Source organism: Gimesia aquarii (genome assembly GCF_007748175.1).
In the GTDB taxonomy this organism is placed as follows: Bacteria; Planctomycetota; Planctomycetia; order Planctomycetales; family Planctomycetaceae; genus Gimesia; species Gimesia aquarii_A.
Map to the genome: position 1 here is coordinate 6,081,130 of NZ_CP037422.1, position 17,996 is coordinate 6,099,125.

The 17,996-nt window shown below is 44.8% G+C and carries 16 protein-coding genes; 6 read left to right on the top strand and 10 right to left on the bottom strand.

Annotation, left to right across the window (positions count from 1 at the left end; genetic code table 11):
- Positions 1–42 precede the first annotated feature (42 nt).
- The 3 genes from pyrE to V202x_RS23060 form a co-directional block, all read right to left on the bottom strand.
- Positions 43–570 (bottom strand): orotate phosphoribosyltransferase, encoded by a 528-nt coding sequence (gene pyrE / locus V202x_RS23050; protein ID WP_232098659.1) that lies wholly within the window; start codon positions 568–570, stop codon positions 43–45.
- 33 nt (positions 571–603) lie between these two features.
- Positions 604–1,299, bottom strand: a complete 696-nt coding sequence (locus V202x_RS23055; protein ID WP_197993056.1) for a M24 family metallopeptidase — start codon at positions 1,297–1,299, stop codon at positions 604–606.
- A 393-nt stretch (positions 1,300–1,692) separates the two neighbouring features.
- Positions 1,693–2,040: a hypothetical protein gene (locus V202x_RS23060; protein ID WP_145179173.1), complete on the bottom strand. Its 348-nt coding sequence runs from the start codon at positions 2,038–2,040 to the stop codon at positions 1,693–1,695.
- A gap of 1,151 nt (positions 2,041–3,191) precedes the next feature.
- Between V202x_RS23060 and V202x_RS23065 the strand changes: the two genes are divergently transcribed.
- On the top strand, positions 3,192–4,253 hold the full coding sequence (locus tag V202x_RS23065) for a hypothetical protein (protein WP_145179174.1): 1,062 nt from the start codon (positions 3,192–3,194) through the stop codon (positions 4,251–4,253).
- A gap of 16 nt (positions 4,254–4,269) precedes the next feature.
- Positions 4,270–4,584, top strand: a complete 315-nt coding sequence (locus V202x_RS23070) for a hypothetical protein (RefSeq protein ID WP_145179175.1) — start codon at positions 4,270–4,272, stop codon at positions 4,582–4,584.
- Between the two features lie 39 nt (positions 4,585–4,623).
- Here V202x_RS23070 and V202x_RS23075 read toward each other — a convergent pair whose 3' ends face one another.
- Positions 4,624–6,390: a LamG-like jellyroll fold domain-containing protein gene (locus tag V202x_RS23075; protein WP_145179176.1), complete on the bottom strand. Its 1,767-nt coding sequence runs from the start codon at positions 6,388–6,390 to the stop codon at positions 4,624–4,626.
- Entirely contained in the window at positions 6,387–6,884 is a 498-nt protein-coding gene (locus V202x_RS23080) for a sigma-70 family RNA polymerase sigma factor (protein ID WP_197993057.1), read from the bottom strand. The genes V202x_RS23075 and V202x_RS23080 overlap by 4 nt, the downstream gene beginning before the upstream one ends.
- Before the next feature lie 386 nt (positions 6,885–7,270).
- Between V202x_RS23080 and V202x_RS23085 the strand changes: the two genes are divergently transcribed.
- A complete protein-coding gene (locus V202x_RS23085) occupies positions 7,271–8,176 on the top strand; it encodes a DUF1559 domain-containing protein (protein WP_145179178.1) in 906 nt (301 codons plus the stop codon).
- 214 nt (positions 8,177–8,390) lie between these two features.
- The gene (locus V202x_RS23090) at positions 8,391–8,822 is read left to right on the top strand and encodes a hypothetical protein (protein WP_145179179.1); all 432 of its coding nucleotides are present in this window, start codon (positions 8,391–8,393) and stop codon (positions 8,820–8,822) included.
- A 407-nt stretch (positions 8,823–9,229) separates the two neighbouring features.
- On the opposite strand, the gene V202x_RS23095 is transcribed toward V202x_RS23090, so the two are convergent.
- The 5 genes from V202x_RS23095 to V202x_RS23115 form a co-directional block, all read right to left on the bottom strand.
- Positions 9,230–9,658: a hypothetical protein gene (locus tag V202x_RS23095; protein ID WP_145179180.1), complete on the bottom strand. Its 429-nt coding sequence runs from the start codon at positions 9,656–9,658 to the stop codon at positions 9,230–9,232.
- A gap of 75 nt (positions 9,659–9,733) precedes the next feature.
- Positions 9,734–10,084: a hypothetical protein gene (locus V202x_RS23100; protein WP_145179181.1), complete on the bottom strand. Its 351-nt coding sequence runs from the start codon at positions 10,082–10,084 to the stop codon at positions 9,734–9,736.
- 205 nt (positions 10,085–10,289) lie between these two features.
- Positions 10,290–10,610: a DUF971 domain-containing protein gene (locus V202x_RS23105; protein ID WP_145179182.1), complete on the bottom strand. Its 321-nt coding sequence runs from the start codon at positions 10,608–10,610 to the stop codon at positions 10,290–10,292.
- 45 nt (positions 10,611–10,655) lie between these two features.
- Positions 10,656–12,092 (bottom strand): DUF1501 domain-containing protein, encoded by a 1,437-nt coding sequence (locus tag V202x_RS23110; protein WP_145179183.1) that lies wholly within the window; start codon positions 12,090–12,092, stop codon positions 10,656–10,658.
- Between the two features lie 3 nt (positions 12,093–12,095).
- Entirely contained in the window at positions 12,096–15,251 is a 3,156-nt protein-coding gene (locus tag V202x_RS23115) for a DUF1553 domain-containing protein (RefSeq protein ID WP_232098661.1), read from the bottom strand.
- Between the two features lie 338 nt (positions 15,252–15,589).
- On the opposite strand from V202x_RS23115, the gene V202x_RS23120 reads away from it, so the two are divergent.
- Positions 15,590–16,486, top strand: coding sequence for a hypothetical protein (locus V202x_RS23120; RefSeq protein WP_145179185.1), 897 nt, complete (start codon positions 15,590–15,592; stop codon positions 16,484–16,486).
- Positions 16,486–17,913 carry a hypothetical protein gene (locus V202x_RS23125; protein ID WP_145179186.1) on the top strand — a complete coding sequence of 476 codons (1,428 nt, stop codon included), beginning with the start codon at positions 16,486–16,488 and terminating at the stop codon, positions 17,911–17,913. The genes V202x_RS23120 and V202x_RS23125 overlap by 1 nt, the downstream gene beginning before the upstream one ends.
- Positions 17,914–17,996: the final 83 nt, after the last annotated feature.

The window sequence follows — 17,996 nt, forward strand, 5'->3', positions numbered from 1 at the left end:
TACTTAATTAAGATGTCAAAGTTTCCAGGAACCGATTTCAGTTCAAGCCCTCCCGTTTGATGCAGCTTCAATGTCACTTGCTTGTAAAACACTGATTAAGGAAATGCCGGCTTTCTGCAAATTTTCTGCTCCGCCGGTTTGTCTGTCGATGACACAGATTGCAGTGTCTACGTCGATTCCGCTTGCCCTCATCATGTTTGCTGCGTCAATAATCGCACCGCCGCTCGATACAACGTCCTCGACCAGGACAATCCGCTTCCCGGCCAGGTCCGCGCCCTCGGCGAACTTGCACGTGCCATACTCCTTGGGTGCTTTGCGAATAAATGCCGCAGGAAGTTGAGTGAAGTGACTGAGCATTGTGACGACGGGGATTCCTCCCATTTCCAATCCACACAACACCTCCGTCTTTGCTGGTACCAGTGGTAACATCGCTTTGGCAACGTCAGCCAACAGAAGTGGATCGGACTCAAATCGATACTTATCAAAATACAGATTGCTTTTCTTGCCACTCCGCAGAGTGAAATCCCCATGAATTTCAGCGGCTTCCTTGATCCGTAAGGCGAGGTTCAAAATTTTCTCCCATATTTGTAGTCTTTAAAAGTGTTAGAGTTCTGTAGGATTACCAGCATCGTTGAAGTAGTAAATGTTTTCATGCTTGAATCCCCATCGACTGTCGATCTTCCGAATATGTGGTTCAAACGTAAAACCTGGCACAGTCCCAAGAGCGCGACGATTACCTTCCTCAACGAACTCACGATCGTCCAGTGTCTTTGCGATGCTATGTCCAACGTTACCAAGGAAGTCCAGATTTTCAAATCCCCCCGAAGTGATCTGCTGATTCGCAAATTCATATAAATCGCCAAACGTTGTTTGTGGCGTTACAAAACTTCGAACCTGAAGGTGTAGCTCCTTAACAAATGTAATCCCGCGCTGAAACTCAACGTCAACTGGAGTACAGACAACGCGGCCATTTTCGACGACAAAAGACCGCGCACAATCTCCCCAAAACGATTCTTTGCACGGGCTCAGATCAACTGTGACAAGGTTTATTTCACCTACTGGCTCCGTATCAGGTTTGTAGTCACGACCGGAGATGGATAAGCAACTTCGTGAGCCCAACAGAACAAGTGCGGGACAAGCATAATACCACGTCTGTAAAAATCTGAGCTGCGCAAGTCGTTCGGTCGCGAATGTCGCGATACTCCGTTCTGTGGATGTCGGTGAAATGAAGTCCGAAATCTCGGAGAGAACCTGTTTGGCGGCTTGCTGGACAGCCACATACTGAGAAGACGGAATCACGAGTTATGGTCTCCTACCGACACTGACTGATTATGTGGTTCAACAGACCCCACCGCTACAATGGTACTCATCACATAAGTACATGCTCCCATTCTAAAAAACAAGTCTGGTTGTCATTATGGGAGCGAAAAGGGGATTTTGTACTACCACGAAAAACACGAAAGGCACGAAACTTTTGTAAAACCAGTCTGAAGACTCTGTTTGTGTTCTGTTCGAATAAAAAAGGCTCCTTTGAAAAACAAAAAACACAATATCATCTATGTACTATGCTGTAGTGACACCTGCCGGATTTTCATCTGTGGTGAGTTGGGTGATATCGGGTAAACCCTTTCCTGCAGGTTTTTATTACCGGGTGCCATTGTCGGCTTGTTATTTAGTCCGGGCATATGATCATTAATCATTCTCTAATAATTTAAGTTTCATACTATGATCGCGTAGAACCTGATGCTTGGCGCGGCATTCCGGGCAAGCGACAATCGTTCCAATTGGTGGATTGCCCCAGTGAGGCATACCGTTCCAACCGCGGCCGTGCTTTGATCCTCCGCCTCTTAAGCCGCCTGAACAACGCGTTTTATAAACCCATCCCTGTTCTTGGCAAATCAAGCAACAATGTGACAGATAAGTTTTGATAAACCATTCAGCAGAGTCACGTTTTGAAAACGACTTTTTGAACTTCAGTCCTTTTTTCTTACTGACGAATAGTTTGAACGAGCCATTTTCTTCCCGAATTTCATAAAGCATGGCGGTCTCACTTTCACCAACGTTGAGAAGGTGCCTTCCCATTGACCTGTGCGGCTATGCCCCGCGACGTTTTTTTCACAGTTATTACAGCACAACACGTGGTTCTTATCAATGTCGGGTGGCAGATAGGGAATTCACTTCAACAAGATTTTGTACTACCACGAAAAACACGAAAGGCACGAAATTTTTGTAAAACATGTCTGAAGTCTCTGTTTGTGTTCTGTTTCAGTAACAGTGATTTCTGCTGAGAACCAAAACCTAGTAATCTTTATCTACTCTGCTCGTATGACACGTGCCAGATCTTCATCTGTGGTGTGTTGGGTGATATCGGGTAAACTCTTTCCGACGTGATTTTATTAGCGGGTGGCACTGTCGGCTCGTCCGACAGTGAAAAGCAGGGGCAATCAGTCTCAATGCCAAATGAGTTTGGCTGAGATGCTTAGAATTTAACAGAGATCAAATGTTTTGTTTCAGCAATGATTGTTTCCTTGATTGAACTGACCCTTGGTTCCAATGTCATTTTTAACAAAAGCGAAGTAGTACTATGTGTATGATTTTATGGTTTGTCTGTTCTATACCAGGCACTGTCGGGCCAGCCGACAGTGCCACGCAGAGGATAAATTATTACGAGCAGAAGCCTGTTGTTTCAATGTTGTCGATTATGGTGAAGGGCGTGTGATGGTCAAGCTGGAGTTATGCGCCTTAATGTCTCGGGATTGGTACAGAGCGAGAAGACTTATGCGCCTTAGTGTCTCGAATGTTGTCATTCTTGGTCGAAAATCAGGTGCACAGGCTGCACTCGTTTTGGGGACGCATTTCACAGACTCTACTATTGTAGCGTTTTTGATAGTGATCAACAGGAACTACGTTGCTTTATGCACTCACAGAATTTTCTCACTCGCGCGCGCGAGCCACTTAAGCAAGCAGTTTCGTCAGAGTCACGACGGTGTCAAGTTGAAAATCAATACTGAAAATCGGGAACCAGATTCCCCTCTTTTCAGGTTGTGATTTGACATTCTGTGCTAGGATTTTTGATGTCTCTCTGGTACTGTGAACGATGAGGGAGAGGCTTACTATTGTAAGCGTCATGACAGCAGAAGGAGCGTGCCAAATCGTTTCCATTTTGAGTTACTTGAAGAAGGGGGAGTACCATGTTTCGTTGCTGTACCATTCTTGCCGGTTTTGTGTTCGCGTTCGCTGCTCTGAATGAGAGCGAGACTGCTCAGGCCCAATCGATTCAAGTTCGTTTCTCGCCGAGTTCAAAAAATTCCAGCGTCAAGCTCCTTGAACTCGTGTACTACATTCGTACCGACAAAATCACCAGCACTGCCAGGAGCGAACAACTCGCTAAGGAAGCCAAACGATATGGCGGTATCCTGGATACGAACCAATGCAAACGCAAACAGGGGCCGGCAACCGAGCAGGACTGTGTCGGTTTTGTCACTGAACGTCTATTTTGGGGCGGCAACCTCTCTTCGCGAAATCGTGTTGCGGAATTGCGCGGTCCGGGAGCGAACAATTTTTATCTTAAATTTATGCCGCGATTTTGTGAGAAAATTAACGGTGAATCTGCACGAAAGAAAGGCGATATTGTCGCCTGCATACAGCACTACCCAAACGGCACACAGAAATGTATGCATGTGGCAATTGTGACCGACAACGGTAAAATCTTGACAAAGGATGGTGATGAAAGTGTGTTTCTTGTAACGGGCGGGAACAAATCTCTCAACGTGCCCTTCAAAGATCACAGCTTTGAGTACTGGCGATTGAAGGAAAAACTGCGTGCGGAAATGTTGTACGATTTCTCATTCGGAAAGAAGAAAGCAGAAAATACGACATCGTTTTTGGTCGGTTGGGAACCCGTCGACAGCCAAACTGTTCAGGGACGGTTTTATCTTCCAAAAGAGTTTATTCAGGTATTAGGCAAGAATGCTGATTTGGGCGTACTCTCATTCATCGCAAAACAAAAAAACGATACTTTTGTGGTCAACGACAATCATTTTACTAAGCAAATTCAACAGGTTGGCGATGCTCTCAACAAAGCAACCAATAATAAGAACTCAAAAGACAAAGTAGTCATTGATCATGTTTCATTTACACTCCGTGGATCGAGAATCAAATGGAATATTGAAGGTGTCTCCAAAACGACGACCACGACTTTCAAGGATGGTGAAAAAAAGTGCGTTCCAGCAAGAATCCTTTTACTGCTGTAGCCACCCCTCACGAGAAATGAGTCAAACAAGTGAAGCAACAAAAGGTGATCGAATGGCGGCAGAGGACTTAATTGGAATGGTTGACACAACGTACGAATATTTCGGAGCACTCGGCGACTGGCATCAGGATCCTGACGGCGTTGATGCGGTCCATGAAGTGCGAGACCGGATGGTGCGTGATTTAGAAATGTTCGAAGGCGATCCGTCAAAGTCTGAGGTAGCTGAGCTCTGTCGCGAATGGCGGGCATTGCGGATCGAGTTAAGAGGGGAAGCAACTTATCCGCCGGACATGTTTATCGAAAGTGTCTGCCAGGTGATCGAGATTTCGTAGTCGGTGTTGAAAAGAAAACCGATACTCAGAAACTTGATACTATTGTTTGCCTAATTGGAAAAGCGTCTGAATTTCGTCAGCGGACAAGGCTGTTGCATAAATGGAAAATTCATCAATACAGCCATTCAAGTTTCTCAAGACCCACTCCGGATTCTTCGGACGTTTTGGGCTCCAATTCCCTAGTTCTGCCTTTCCAATCCGCAGCTTGAACGGCTCGATGACTGGTTCTCTGACGCTGTCATTTCCCGTTGACAGTTTCTCATGATAGACGGGAATTCCATCAAGATAATGAGTCACCAGATTCCGTGGCCGGTCAATGACAGTGGCGAGATAAAACCAGCGTCCCAGGTCGTCGTAATGCAACATTCTGTGTGGTGTCAGAAACAATAATCGAAGATCATCTTTCGGTTTAATTCCGAGATCAATCGTCCCATCTGATTTGACTTGCCAATGCACGTCTCCATCCTCAAATTGATCGGTTAACATGATCGAGTTGAAATGACGATCAAAGCCATCCAGACGCATCCAGGTTGTCAGCGTCAGTGAATCGAATTCACCAGGAATATCGAGCCGCACCCTGTCATTAGGCCGCTTGAATTCCAAAGCTTTTTTGCCCGCCCAACGTCCTTCAGTCCATCGACATCCGATAATAGCACCATGGGTTTTCTTGTCTTGTAGATTGATTAAGGTCTGTGGTCTGTCGGCATCGAATTCAAATTCATAGTGTACGATCAGAGCAGGGTGAGATCGAACGAATTCACGGCTCCGCTTCCATCTATTGAACGAATCTGCTGCCGACTGTGCCACCATTTGCGACACCAGTTTACTATCAGTAAAGCGTCCCGGTTCTGATTTGATAGATTCCCAGAGACTCTCTGGATTGACAGAAAGCCCGGTTCCGGACTTAATCAGTCGTTTTGACAAATTATCCGCGCGAGGTCTTACCTCAACCTCTCCGTCAAAAACATGTAGTTCCTGGTTACCGTTGTCTTTCACTTCCACGGCGAATTCTGTCCCCAGATCAACATACTGGGCTTTCGAGGTTTCGATCACAAATCCCCTGGCCTGAGGAGGCACATGAATCCTTACTTTCCCGTTATGTAAAACCCCCTTGAAAGCCGTCTTCAGATCCAAAGTTGCCGGGCCCTCAATGATGACCGAAGCACCACTGAGAAATACAATTTCGACCACACCCGCATCAATTTTAATTTGACCCGCCCCGATCGAATCGCCCGGACGATGCGCTGTGGAATTGGTTCCCCAAACCACATTCACCAGACTTTGCAATATAGCCACAGGATTTTTGACCACATTAGGATTTGAAGGTATAGAAACCGCAGTAAATTTCTCGGAGACTATTGTCCGCTCATCTGGCTCAGGAGTAATGAGCGGTTTCTCGTGACTGACGGATGGCGCTTCGATTCCGTTTCTTTCAACGAGGTTTGCACTGTTTCTTCCTTGCCATAACCAGATCATCCCCACTCCAACAACGATGGACAGTACTGCAATTGCTGATAGCAGGAATTTGCGTTCACCTGCATAATTGATTTCTGGCTGAGAATAATTCTTAATCGATGATTGCAAGGGGGCAAACTCTTCATTGCTACTGGTAACCGAATCAGCGATTTCATAGAGAGAGGAATGGACGCGCATCTGACGCCGAAACTCAGCACGTGCGTCAGCGTCCGATTCCAGGATCGCTTCCAGAGCGGCAAACTCTTCCGCAGAGATAATACCACAGCAGTAACGATCGATTAATTCGTTTGTCGCTGCAGAGTCTTTTGAATGTCCAGAATTTGAATTCATCGTACTGATGCCTCAGTTTGCAGCCTGACACACTTTTCCAAGCGCCGTCTCAGCCGACTAATATTCTTGTAAACACTGTTGACGGTTCGGTCCAGTTGATCGGCCAACTGATTTACTTTCATCCCTCCACCATAGGCAACCATCAGCAACCGACGATCCTCTTCGGTAAGCTTATTCAGGCAACCATCCAGGGCTTTCCGTATTTCTCCGCGTTCGTGTTCATCTTCCTTTGAGTATTCTTCTGATAGTGTGGTCAATAAACCTTCACCGAAAACCAGACGATCTCTTGAAAGCCTGCGGCGGTACATCAGTATCTCGTACCGTGCAATCACATAGGTCCATGGCAGGAAACCGGAGTCGTCTTCAAGTTCTCCAAACTTCTTCCAGAGAACAGTACTGATTTCCTGCATGACTTCATCCACTTCATTCGTGCCCGGCAGAAAGTTATATAAATAGGAACGAATCCGCCGTTCATTCTCTGTGAACAGGCGCACGAACCGCTCCGCCTCCTCATCTCGAGAAGATGAGGAATGATTGGAATATCGCAGGATGTTTTCTGAATGTTCCATTACAAGTAAACTGCCGCAGACACTGTAAATGGCCATGAATAGTGAATGAATTCATTCATTTTTCATAAAAAACAGAAAAAGGGTGTCAAGATTTGAATTCTTCGGCAGTAAATGCCTGAAGAGTGCTCATATTGTAAAACACTTATACAGAACCACTCTCTCAATATTACAAAATACCTCTCTACATATTCCTGGAACAAGTCCGATTTTCAACAACGCTCACGAGTAATTAAGACCATTTTTCAGTATTTTTGGCATCGGGCCTTGCTGAACATTTTCATTTTTCTTTTATTCATTAGGACGCGCCGCTAATGCCTAGAACCACACTTAAGCACAACTCAAAAGGCTTTACTCTTATTGAACTGTTGGTCGTGATAGCTATCATTGCGATTCTGATCGCACTCTTGTTGCCAGCCGTGCAGCAGGCCCGCGAAGCAGCACGAAGAAGTTCCTGCAAGAACAATATGAAACAGATTTCGCTGGCATTGCATAACTATCACGACACTCACAATGTCATTCCATTCGGATCTGATGGGAGTTCACGTCGTACAACATGGTTTCACATGTTGCTTCCTTATGTAGAAGCAGCCAACGTATACAATTTAGCAAATTTTGAAATTAATGTCTCGATCTGTTGTTCTCCAGCTTTTCAAGAATTTCGTGAGGAGATTATTCCGAGCTATCGATGCCCGTCTGATATCGGTGTCGTTGCGGCTGGTGTTTCTGCTCAAGGTGCACGAGGTAACTATGCGGGGTCTTTTGGAAGCACAGACTTTCAAGAAGGAACTCAAATTCGCACAATGGGACGTGGTAATGGTCTCTTTTTTATGCAATCTCGTATCAGTTTTCGTGATATCACGGATGGCACTTCTAATACATTGGCATTTTCGGAAGTTCGGGTCCACCCAGAACCCGCAACAGGAGGTTTTGATGTTCGCGGGCTCTATCATAACGACGATGGTGGAGGCCCTTTCTTTTCGACACTCACGGGGCCTAATTCAAGCGTCGGTGACAGGGGCTGGTGTATTAGTGGTGAGTCGGGAATGCCTTGTGTTACAACGGGAGACAGATACATCGGCTCGCGAAGCCTCCACACGGGAGGCGTCCATGTAGGACTTGCTGATGGTTCGGCCCGGTTTGTCTCTGAAAACATTGACCTGTCTCTCTGGCAAGCATTGTCAACACGCCGTGGAAACGAAGTGATCGGAGAATTCTAACCGTTTACTTTGACTAATAAAAAGTCGGCCCACCAAACATTCTTGAATTACTCAGGTCTGTTCGGCGGGTTGACACCATTGTTTGAATCATGCCTAACTTAGATATCTGATAGCAAAGAACATAAACTCCGTATTTAGGCTTCTTCTCAATACAGATGATATAAGGGGCTGGTTCGTTACATTCTTTACCGAACTTGATACAAGGTGTGGATTAATGCTTACGTCAAATCAATTCTACTCCCGGATAGTTGCAGGAATGGCCTTCGTGTGTTCGTTGATGCTGTTCAGTGGTTGCGGTTCGAGCGAGGCAAAACCGGAGACGTTTAAAGTGAGTGGTACTGTCACATTCGATGGCAAACCGATTCAAGAAGGTGATATTCTTTTTTTTCCGTCTGATGGCAAGGGCCGCGAAGTGGCAGCAACCATAAAAGATGGAAAATACGAAGCACTCGTTCAACCGGGAGTAAAAGAAGTTCGCATTCTGGCAACCCGTCAACATCCAACAGAAACGGAGCCAGACATTAATGGCAATCCAATTCCCAAAATTGTTTCCTACATCCCCAAGAAGTATAACGAAGAGTCAGAGCTTACACTTCAAGTCACGGGAGATATAATACAGGATTACACCAACCTAGTTTCGAAATAGGTATTCTTATTGAATCTGATTGCCGATTTCGCTCATTCCCCAAAAATACAACGATTTCAAAAAATCTGGTCTCAACGCCCTGATCAAAAGCAATGAAGAAAACACGGTTAGCTTTGATTTGAAAAAATAATCAGTGAAAAGATTGAACTAGCACTCTAGCAGGCGCTAACAATAATTCATGAACATCAAATAAATAGACGTCTCCAGCTGATATATGGATGCGAAAAGTCAGCCTGCCAATTAGATCGAACCAGATCGGGCCTGTTTGGCGGGCTGACAATTTTCTATTCCTAACCGTCCACCATGAGGTTGGAACCTATCATATAACTGGATACGTCTAAAGTTAATAAAAGCAAAAGATTGATCACTCTGGTACATATAATGGTTTACAAACTTATTGGGAATCGTCACTCAAAGTGTAAATTTCCACTGCGAATTTTTTTGCAGTTCTTAAGACTAAACGATGTTGCACCTGGAATACCATCGGAGGTAATCTTAAATTCCAAAGGAGCCGAAGAGACAGGCACGGTGCATTCATAGATTGTGTACCCACCTTCGATCTCAGGTGTGTACTGAAACGTGAGCTTACTGTCTTTAACATGCAAGGTTTCAAGTGTGATGGAACCCTGTCCAATGTCGAATCGCTGAGACTGGGGGGGCGCAATTTGGGTATCGAGATAAATAACAAGATTCTGTTCGTCAAACCGAAAGGTGCTCGTTTTCGTTGATGAGTCGACAACGGCTTTGGTTACGTTTGGTTTTTGAGTCGATGCATTATCAGACGGCCCACAACCGCAGATGAATACCAAACCGAGTAATAATGAGAACTGCTTCATATTCTGAAGCTCTGATGTTGATAGAATTGAACAATACGAAAAAGCAACTAGTTTGCATCAAAATAGTAGTTACATTCAACGTGTATATTCTGTTGATGAATTCTCTGATGTATTGAGAGGCACAATATAGTAATCGAGGCCGTTAAATTGTTTACGTTTCCAATCTTTGTGCGGTAGGAGAGTCACCGATTGAGGAATCATTTTAGGAACGTGAGGTGTCAGCGTCACAGGAACTAGATTTTTGACTTGTTTTTTTTCCAAGTCGGCAACACGTTTTTCCAACTTTACAATCCGTTCGAGTAATTCAGTCATATCAAGATCTGATTTCGTTTGAGTTTTCTCAATTTCAGGAGCACTCTTTAACCCTTCACTGGCTATGCAAAACAGTAACGTCACTACCATCAGTGAAAGAGACCATTTTTTCATCGTCGGAACTCCTTACATTGGATTTTGAATTGTTTATGATTCGGCTTCATTTAGAACCAAAGGAACCGCTTATGGGATAGTCTACGAGCCTACAATATCTAACTGTCGACCATATTATGATCGTATCAAAAAACAAAATCGCCAGTCAACAGGTATCTTTATTCCACTGCTATTTAAGGATATAAGAGTGATGCCACCAATATTTCTACTCAACAGTTTTGCCCAGTTCCCTCAAAAGTTCGAAGGTAAAGAGTCCTGTATTGTGTCCATCACTGAAGGTGATCCGGTAAGCATAATTACCAGTGGGAACCATTTGAGTAATTTTGATAGGTTCAATCTCACTGGGTGAGAGCAGGGGAAGTTTCATTGGATCTGCAGGTTCCTCAGACTTGCTGTGCCGGCAAGCGGCACAAGGGCATGCATTACGTAACTGCGAAAATTCATAACGCCGCCGTAGACCATCATTCCATTCAATAAGTAAGGCACTGTCGTCAACAATCTTTAATTCTGTAAGGAAAAGCTCCATTTTATATTCTTCTTTTTTATAAACATCAACTTGATTTTTCAGGCATTAACTTAATAGCGGCTTCACCACATCACCATGCACATCGGTCAGGCGATAGTAGCGTCCTTGAAATTTGAAAGTCAATTTTTTGTGATCAATTCCGAGACAGTGCAAAATTGTCGCATTAAGATCATGGATGGGTAGGGGGTTTTCAGTGATGTTATAGCTGAAGTCATCGGTCTGCCCGTACGTCATCCCTGGCCTCATGCCACCACCGGCAATCCAGATGGAGAAACAACGTGGGTGATGATCGCGCCCGTAGTTGGTGGCAGTCAGCGTGCCTTGACAATAAACAGTTCGCCCAAATTCTCCGGCCCAGACGACAAGCGTATCATCCAACATACCTCGTTGTTTTAAATCGAGAATTAAAGCGGCTGTTGCCTGATCCGTTTCTTTAGCAAGTTGCTTGATTTTTGTTGGTAAGTTCAGATGATGATCCCAGCCACGATGATACAACTGGATAAACCGTACCCCTCGTTCCGCCAGACGTCGCGCCAACAAACAGTTGGCAGCGTATGTGCCCGGCTGCTTTGCTTGCTCGCCGTATAATTCAAATGTTGTTGCAGTTTCTTTAGAAAGATCAGCCAATTCTGGAACGGAAGCCTGCATACGAAAAGCAAGTTCATATTGTGCAATCCGCGTTGCGATCTCGGGGTCTCTCTTTTGCTCTAGGGACAAACGATTCAGCGCGTCTAAATCATCGAGCATTTCACGACGCGCCTGTTGATCAATGCCTGGTGGATTAGCAAGAAAGAGCACGGGATCGCTGGAACGACGAAATTTCACTCCCTGATGTTTTGTAGGTAGAAAGCCACTTCCCCAGAGTCGATCATACAACGGTTGGCCACCCGCGCCGGATGTCAAGGCAACAAAGGTAGGCAGATCTCGATTCTCGCTACCTAAACCATACGAAATCCAAGAACCCATACTGGGACGTCCCGCTTGAATACTACCTGTCTGCAAAAACGTGATTGCCGGATCATGATTGATTGCTTCGGTAAACATCGATTTCACGACGCAAATCTCATCAGCGATTTTTGCTGTATGCGGCAGGAGCTCACTCATCCAGATTCCACTTTTACCATGTTGCGCAAATCGAAACATAGACGCGGCAATTGGAAAACTTTTTTGACCGGAAGTCATACCCGTTAATCTCTGCCCACGACGTATTGAATCAGGCAGTTCGGTTTTATGATACTTTTTTAATTCCGGCTTATAATCAAACAAGTCCATCTGAGATGGTGCCCCTGACTGACTCAAATAAATCACCCGCTTGGCACGCGCGGGGAAGTGCAAACCGCTGATGCTGGCCTTTTGCTGATCTGTCGCTTCCGCTTCCTGCAGCAGAGTCGCCAAAGCAGCCATTCCTACACCGGCAGCATTTTTGCGAAGAAATGCACGCCGATTTACTACACTCTGAAATCCATATCGTGTATTTTGCATTTGTTATTCTCTGTTGATTGTTTCATCCAGATTAAGAATCAGGCTCGCGATAACGGTATATGCTGCATGTTGTGCAATATCATATTGTTTTTGGGAACGTGATTCCCCTACAGACAAGAATTTCTTCGCTGCTTCTGGCTCAGCCTGAAAGCGTTTTAAATACCGCTCATAACCTTTCAGTAAAATTGTCGATTCATGTCCGTCCGGCTCACGTGCCAGGACCAACTGCATCGCATATTGAATACGTTTTTCTGGCTGTTGAGCCTGTTTTTGCAGCATTCGTTCTGCCAACTTTCGTGCCGCTTCCACATAGGTCACATCATTCAACAATGCTAATGCCTGTAAGGGCGTGTTTGTGCGCGAACGTTTCACAATACAAGTTTCACGCGAAGGAGCATCGAATGTCGCCATCGCAGGAGGTGGTACCGTCCGCTTCCAATAGGTATACATACTGCGTCGAAACAGATCGTCGCCAGTTCCCTGTTGATATTCCTGACTGGCAATCTCTTTCCAAACCCCCGAGGGTTGATACGGTTTTACAGATGGACCGCCGATTTTTGTACGCAGCAAGCCCGCAGAGAATAATGCCTGATCACGAATCGTTTCTGCAGGTAAACGTAATCGACTGGCGCGGGCTAATAATCGGTTCTCGGGATCAGATTGTTTTAATGCAGAAGAAATATGAGAAGACTGCCGGTAGGTGGCAGAAGTCACAATCAGTCTCTGTAACTGTTTGACATCCCACCCGGAACGAATAAATTCAGTAGCCAGCCAATCCAGTAAACCAGGATGCGTCGGCCAGTCCCCCTGCGAGCCAAAATCTTCGGCCGTCTTCACGAGTCCATTACCAAAATACATCTGCCAGTACCGATTCACGATGACACGTGCTGTTAATGGATTGGAGGGATCAACCAACCAGCGGGCTAACCCCAAACGGTTGCGAGGCAATCCCTCTGGCATCGCCCCTAAACTATCAGGGATATCAGCTGTCACTTTTTCGCCCGGCTTATCATACTCACCACGCATTAGCACAAACGTTGATTTTGATTGCTTGCGTTCCTGCATTACCATGCTAGTCGGCAAACTTCGATAAAACAAATGGCGTTTGTCTTTGAGCGTACTCAACTCGGAGATGGCCACACGATGCTTCTCTGGAGCAAAAAAAGTCAAAAAGTAATTTTGCACTTTCAAGCGTTGGGAATTTGTTCGATTCGCATTGGGAATCTTAAGGATCTGGTTGACCGATTCAGTCACCGATAACACCGCGACTTGATCGCTCGATAAATTAGTACGGTAAATTTTCAAATCATCAATCAAACCACGAAAATAATCCTGTTTGTGATATGCTCCATATTGGAGTGGTGAAGGAAAAGTAAACCCTCCAGTGAGCATATTCAATTTAATTTTTAAATCCTGCTCCACTCCATTGAGATAAAGTTTCATGTCGCGCGCTTGTGAATTACCGGAATATGTCACAGCGAGATGCGACCAGTGATTGACTTTCAAAGCCTGCGTTGAGTGCAGTCGAATCGCATCATCCAACCACCGCGCCCCCATGAATATTTTAACTTTGCCATCATCGAGAAAAAGACGAAAACCGCTTTCATCCTGTGCGGGAGTTAACGAAGCCAGAATCGTACCATCCTTCTGTTGCGGTTTAACCCAGAAAGCAATTGTAAATGGATTCTTGTCGCTCAATGTTGGTTTTTTATCTGTGCTAAATTTCTGCTCACCCTGTAATTTCAATGCCTGATTTTCAATCCCCTCAGCAAATTGGGGTTTTGAAGAAACCTTTTCTTGCTTTACGACCGTGGTATCAGAGGCAGCGTTCGCTTTCTTCGCGTAAAAATCTTTGTTCTGCTCTCCAATCACCTGCATTCGCAAGTCACCTTCAAATTTAACGTGGTATGCTAATTGTTTTTCCGGAACTTTCTTAATCGTATCTTCTACTGACGCATTTTGCTCCCAGGCAACTTGCAATTGCCGTAGTTCGGGTTCCACGTCTCGTAAATACTCTTCAAGCTGCTTAATTTCGTTATCATAATGAGCCAGTTTTTGTTGCTGTCTTTGGGTCGGCGCTTTCACAAATGGCGCTGCATTCCCGTATTTAATCACCCGACCACGCTCAGGAATATTATTGAAAAAAGCGATTAATTGATAAAAGTCTTTTTGTGAAATGGGATCGTATTTGTGCTCATGGCAGCGAGCGCAACCAATCGTCAAACCGAGCCAGACAGTGCCCGTTGTCTCCACCCGGTCAACAGCATACTCCAGTAAATATTCATCGAAAATAATTCCCCCTTCAGAATTGGCTCGATGATTTCGATTAAAACCGGTTGCAATCCGCTGGTTGAGTGTCGGGTTGGGAAGCAGGTCACCGGCCAATTGTTCCACTGTAAATTGATCGAAGGGCAAATTACTGTTGAACGCCTCGATCACCCATTCGCGCCAGCGCCACATATGCCGTTCACCATCAGTCTGGTAGCCACTCGTGTCTGCATATCGAGCCGCATCCAGCCATTCCATTGCCATTCGCTCACCATAATGCGGTGATTTTAACAATCGATTGACTAAAGATTCATAAGCAGTTGATGATTGATCATTCAGAAATTTTTGCTGTTGAGCCAGGGTCGGAGGTAGCCCCGTGAGATCCAGGCTAAGCCGACGAATGAGCGTCGTTTTTTCTGCTTCAGCGGACGGAGTCAGTCCCTCCTTTTCGAGTCGGTCGAGAATAAACGCATCAATTGGATTCCGCACCCAATTTGACTGTTTTACCTGAGGAACCTCTGGACGCCGCGGTGGAATAAAAGCCCAATGGTTCTGCCATGGCGCGCCGGAAGTAATCCATTGTTTGATCGTTGCGATTTGCGCAGCCGTAATTTGTTTCTCAGACTGGGGAGGGGGCATTTGTAAGTCGGGATCTGAAGTAATCAGCCGGGAAAACAATTCACTCTCTTCAGGCTTGCCAGAGATAATCACGCCTGATTCAGCGTCAGTGCCAAATAAACCTGATTTTAAATCAAGTCTTAATTCCGCTTTGCGTTGCGACTTATCCGGTCCATGACACTGAAAACAGAGATCAGATAAGATTGGTCGTACATCACGGTTGAAATCAATTTCTGCTCCTGTTGTTGGACTCATTCCCATAGAGAAAGTCATCAACAGACTCATCAAAAAAATAATACTCCGCGATCTCAGTCTCATCAAATTTGTCCTCGAATCGACATACCCCATTGGGGTTGAACTGAAAAACGATGCAGGCTCATCAGAACAATGATTGTATCACGAGTCTAACTCAGGTGCATCATACTTTTGCTGGCAAGATTATAAATCGTATCACATTTCAAGTCTCCATTTTCGATTCCAGAGAACGATGCATTTCTTATCTGCTCATGAAGTCATCAGACTTATTGACAACATCTCAGATAAGGAATAGACTCAATCTCTGTCTTAAAATCTGTTCAACTTATCTGCATATCGTCTCTTGAGTTTTAAGCATGACACGCTTGTTTCGAATGATCCTCTTGTTACTGCTGATCGTTTCGATTCCAGGTCTTTTTTTCTTATGGCTGATGCCAACAGAATTTTTTCAGTCCTGGATGATCAAACGTGCCGCTCCTGACCAGTTTTCACAGTTTGCAGCCCATGAACAAGCGACTGCAATTCTAGTCTTCTTGCGAATTCTGATCTCGATTCTCTCTCTACTTACACTCATCTGTTTTTATTATTACTCAAGTCTGATTCAATTTACTTCACGTTGCTGGGGAATTGTTGCCGAACAAACTACGATCAGACAAGAAGGGCATTCTCAAACAAAACATACGATTCTGTTTCGATTTTTACTACTTGCCTGGTTCAGTCTCGGAATAGTACATTTTGCAGGTGGTGCCTGGAGAAGAATTGAAGACTGGCCCTGGTATCATTTTAATTCCGGTGCCACTATTTTGCCGAATATGAGCGATTCCAACCGAGACGTAATCCGTTTTCTGAAAGAAACAACAGATGGCGATGCACGAATCCTGGTATTGAGCGATCAAAAACTGTTCTTTCTTTCGTACTATCTTCTCCCACGAAAATTATTTCACCCGATCCATCCCGAGAGTGAATTTGTCATTCCCAAAGAGCATCAACAAAGACAACTGAAAGCGTATCGACTATCAGATCTTGATGCTGAATACATTTCCAAACTCAATCCCGATTATATTCTTGAATACTATGAGGGAGCAGATTATCTCGAGAAAGATCGATTTCGCGAAGATCCTCGCTGGTTACAATTTCTGCAGAAGAAATACGGATATGGCCATCAACCAACTTACAATGTAAGACTGCATCAAATCACTCCTTCGACAACATCCTCATCCCCCCCAAAACCAGAACAGGTGGTAGTGCCTTGATGGACATGGCCTTGACACTGTTGGGTGTAATTGGAGTATGGGGAATTGGTATTGCCTTTTCAGTCAACCTGCTTCCCAAACCAGCCAAGTCTTCAGAACCCTTTTCTCACATCGTAGAAGTTCTTGGCCTGGGAGTCATACTTGGATTTGGTGGAACCGCGCTATTCTATCTGTTGTGGGGAATGTCTGGTCTATCATATACATCTCCGCTCTCCTACATTTGGATGAGCATGGGAATAATTATCGGCATCAGCACTCTATTTGTGCAGAATCGATCTCTAAAACAAAAGACTCATTGTACTGAGTCCACCGCAGAAATTGATTTTAAACGTCTTTGTCTGGGAATCCTTTTATTTCTGTCAGTAAGTACAATATTACAATGCCTGATGACCCCTCAACGTTTCTGGGATGAACGCGCTATTTTCGGGCTCAAAGCGATTGTCATTTTTCAGGAAGCCACAATTCAAAGTGACTCCCTGTTACATCCTGATTTTGTGCAGTATCACCCCAAATACCCATTGTTGATTCCACTAAATGAAGCTCACTTCTACTTGCTGTTCGGAGAAGTCAATGACCGTTGGTCAAAAATCATATTCCCTATGCTTTATGTCGGAATGACTCTCACATTTCTAGGTACAATTCTACAACTCACGCGGCAAAAAGTTCGTACCTGGCTGTTCACATTAATGCTTGCAACCGTTCCTGTAATGGTGCCATTTGAATACGGCTTTCTTTCAGGTCAGGCTGATGGTCCTATTGCCTGCTTTCATACAGTGACTTTGCTCTATCTCTGGCGTTACCTCAGTGGTCTCAAAAATCCGGAGGACAAGCGATCTTCGTCTACACGTTATTTGATCATTGCAGGACTGACGGCAGGAATGACGATTTTTACAAAAGATGAAGGTATCGCTTTTTTCCTCATCGACCTCATCGCTTTATCCATCATTACGCTGATTTATTTTCGAAACCAGTTCGTATTGGCCGTAACATCAATATTCAAATTTGGGATCACGACAGTAATTGTTGTTGCCCCATGGTTTTATCATAGAGAGCAACTTCCATCGACAACCGAGATGGGGTATTTCAGCAGGATGCAAATTTCAACTTTTGCTGAAGGAATGGCCGCGCTTACCTGGGCAATCCAACATTTGCTCTGGCGCATGTTTCTTCAAGCTGGTAAATGGGGATTGCAATGGTGGATGCTGATTCTCTCTTTCGTCGCGTTCCCACTCAAAGCAATCAAACCTAATCAACTGTTTCTATTATTGAATATCCTGGGAGCATTGGCGGCGCTACTAATCGCTGGAATGATCGCTCCCACAGCGGTGGAAGAACATATTGGAGAATCAAGCCAACGATTTTTAATGCAAATCTCGGGTGCTGCCGTCCTGTTTATTGCGGGACAATGGATCTGCGACCAAGAATAACATCTGATTGGAAAAGGTGTAGCGTGAATAGTCTGTTAATTTAAGATTCACGATTTTCAACTGTGTTTGTTTCAGAGCAGGAG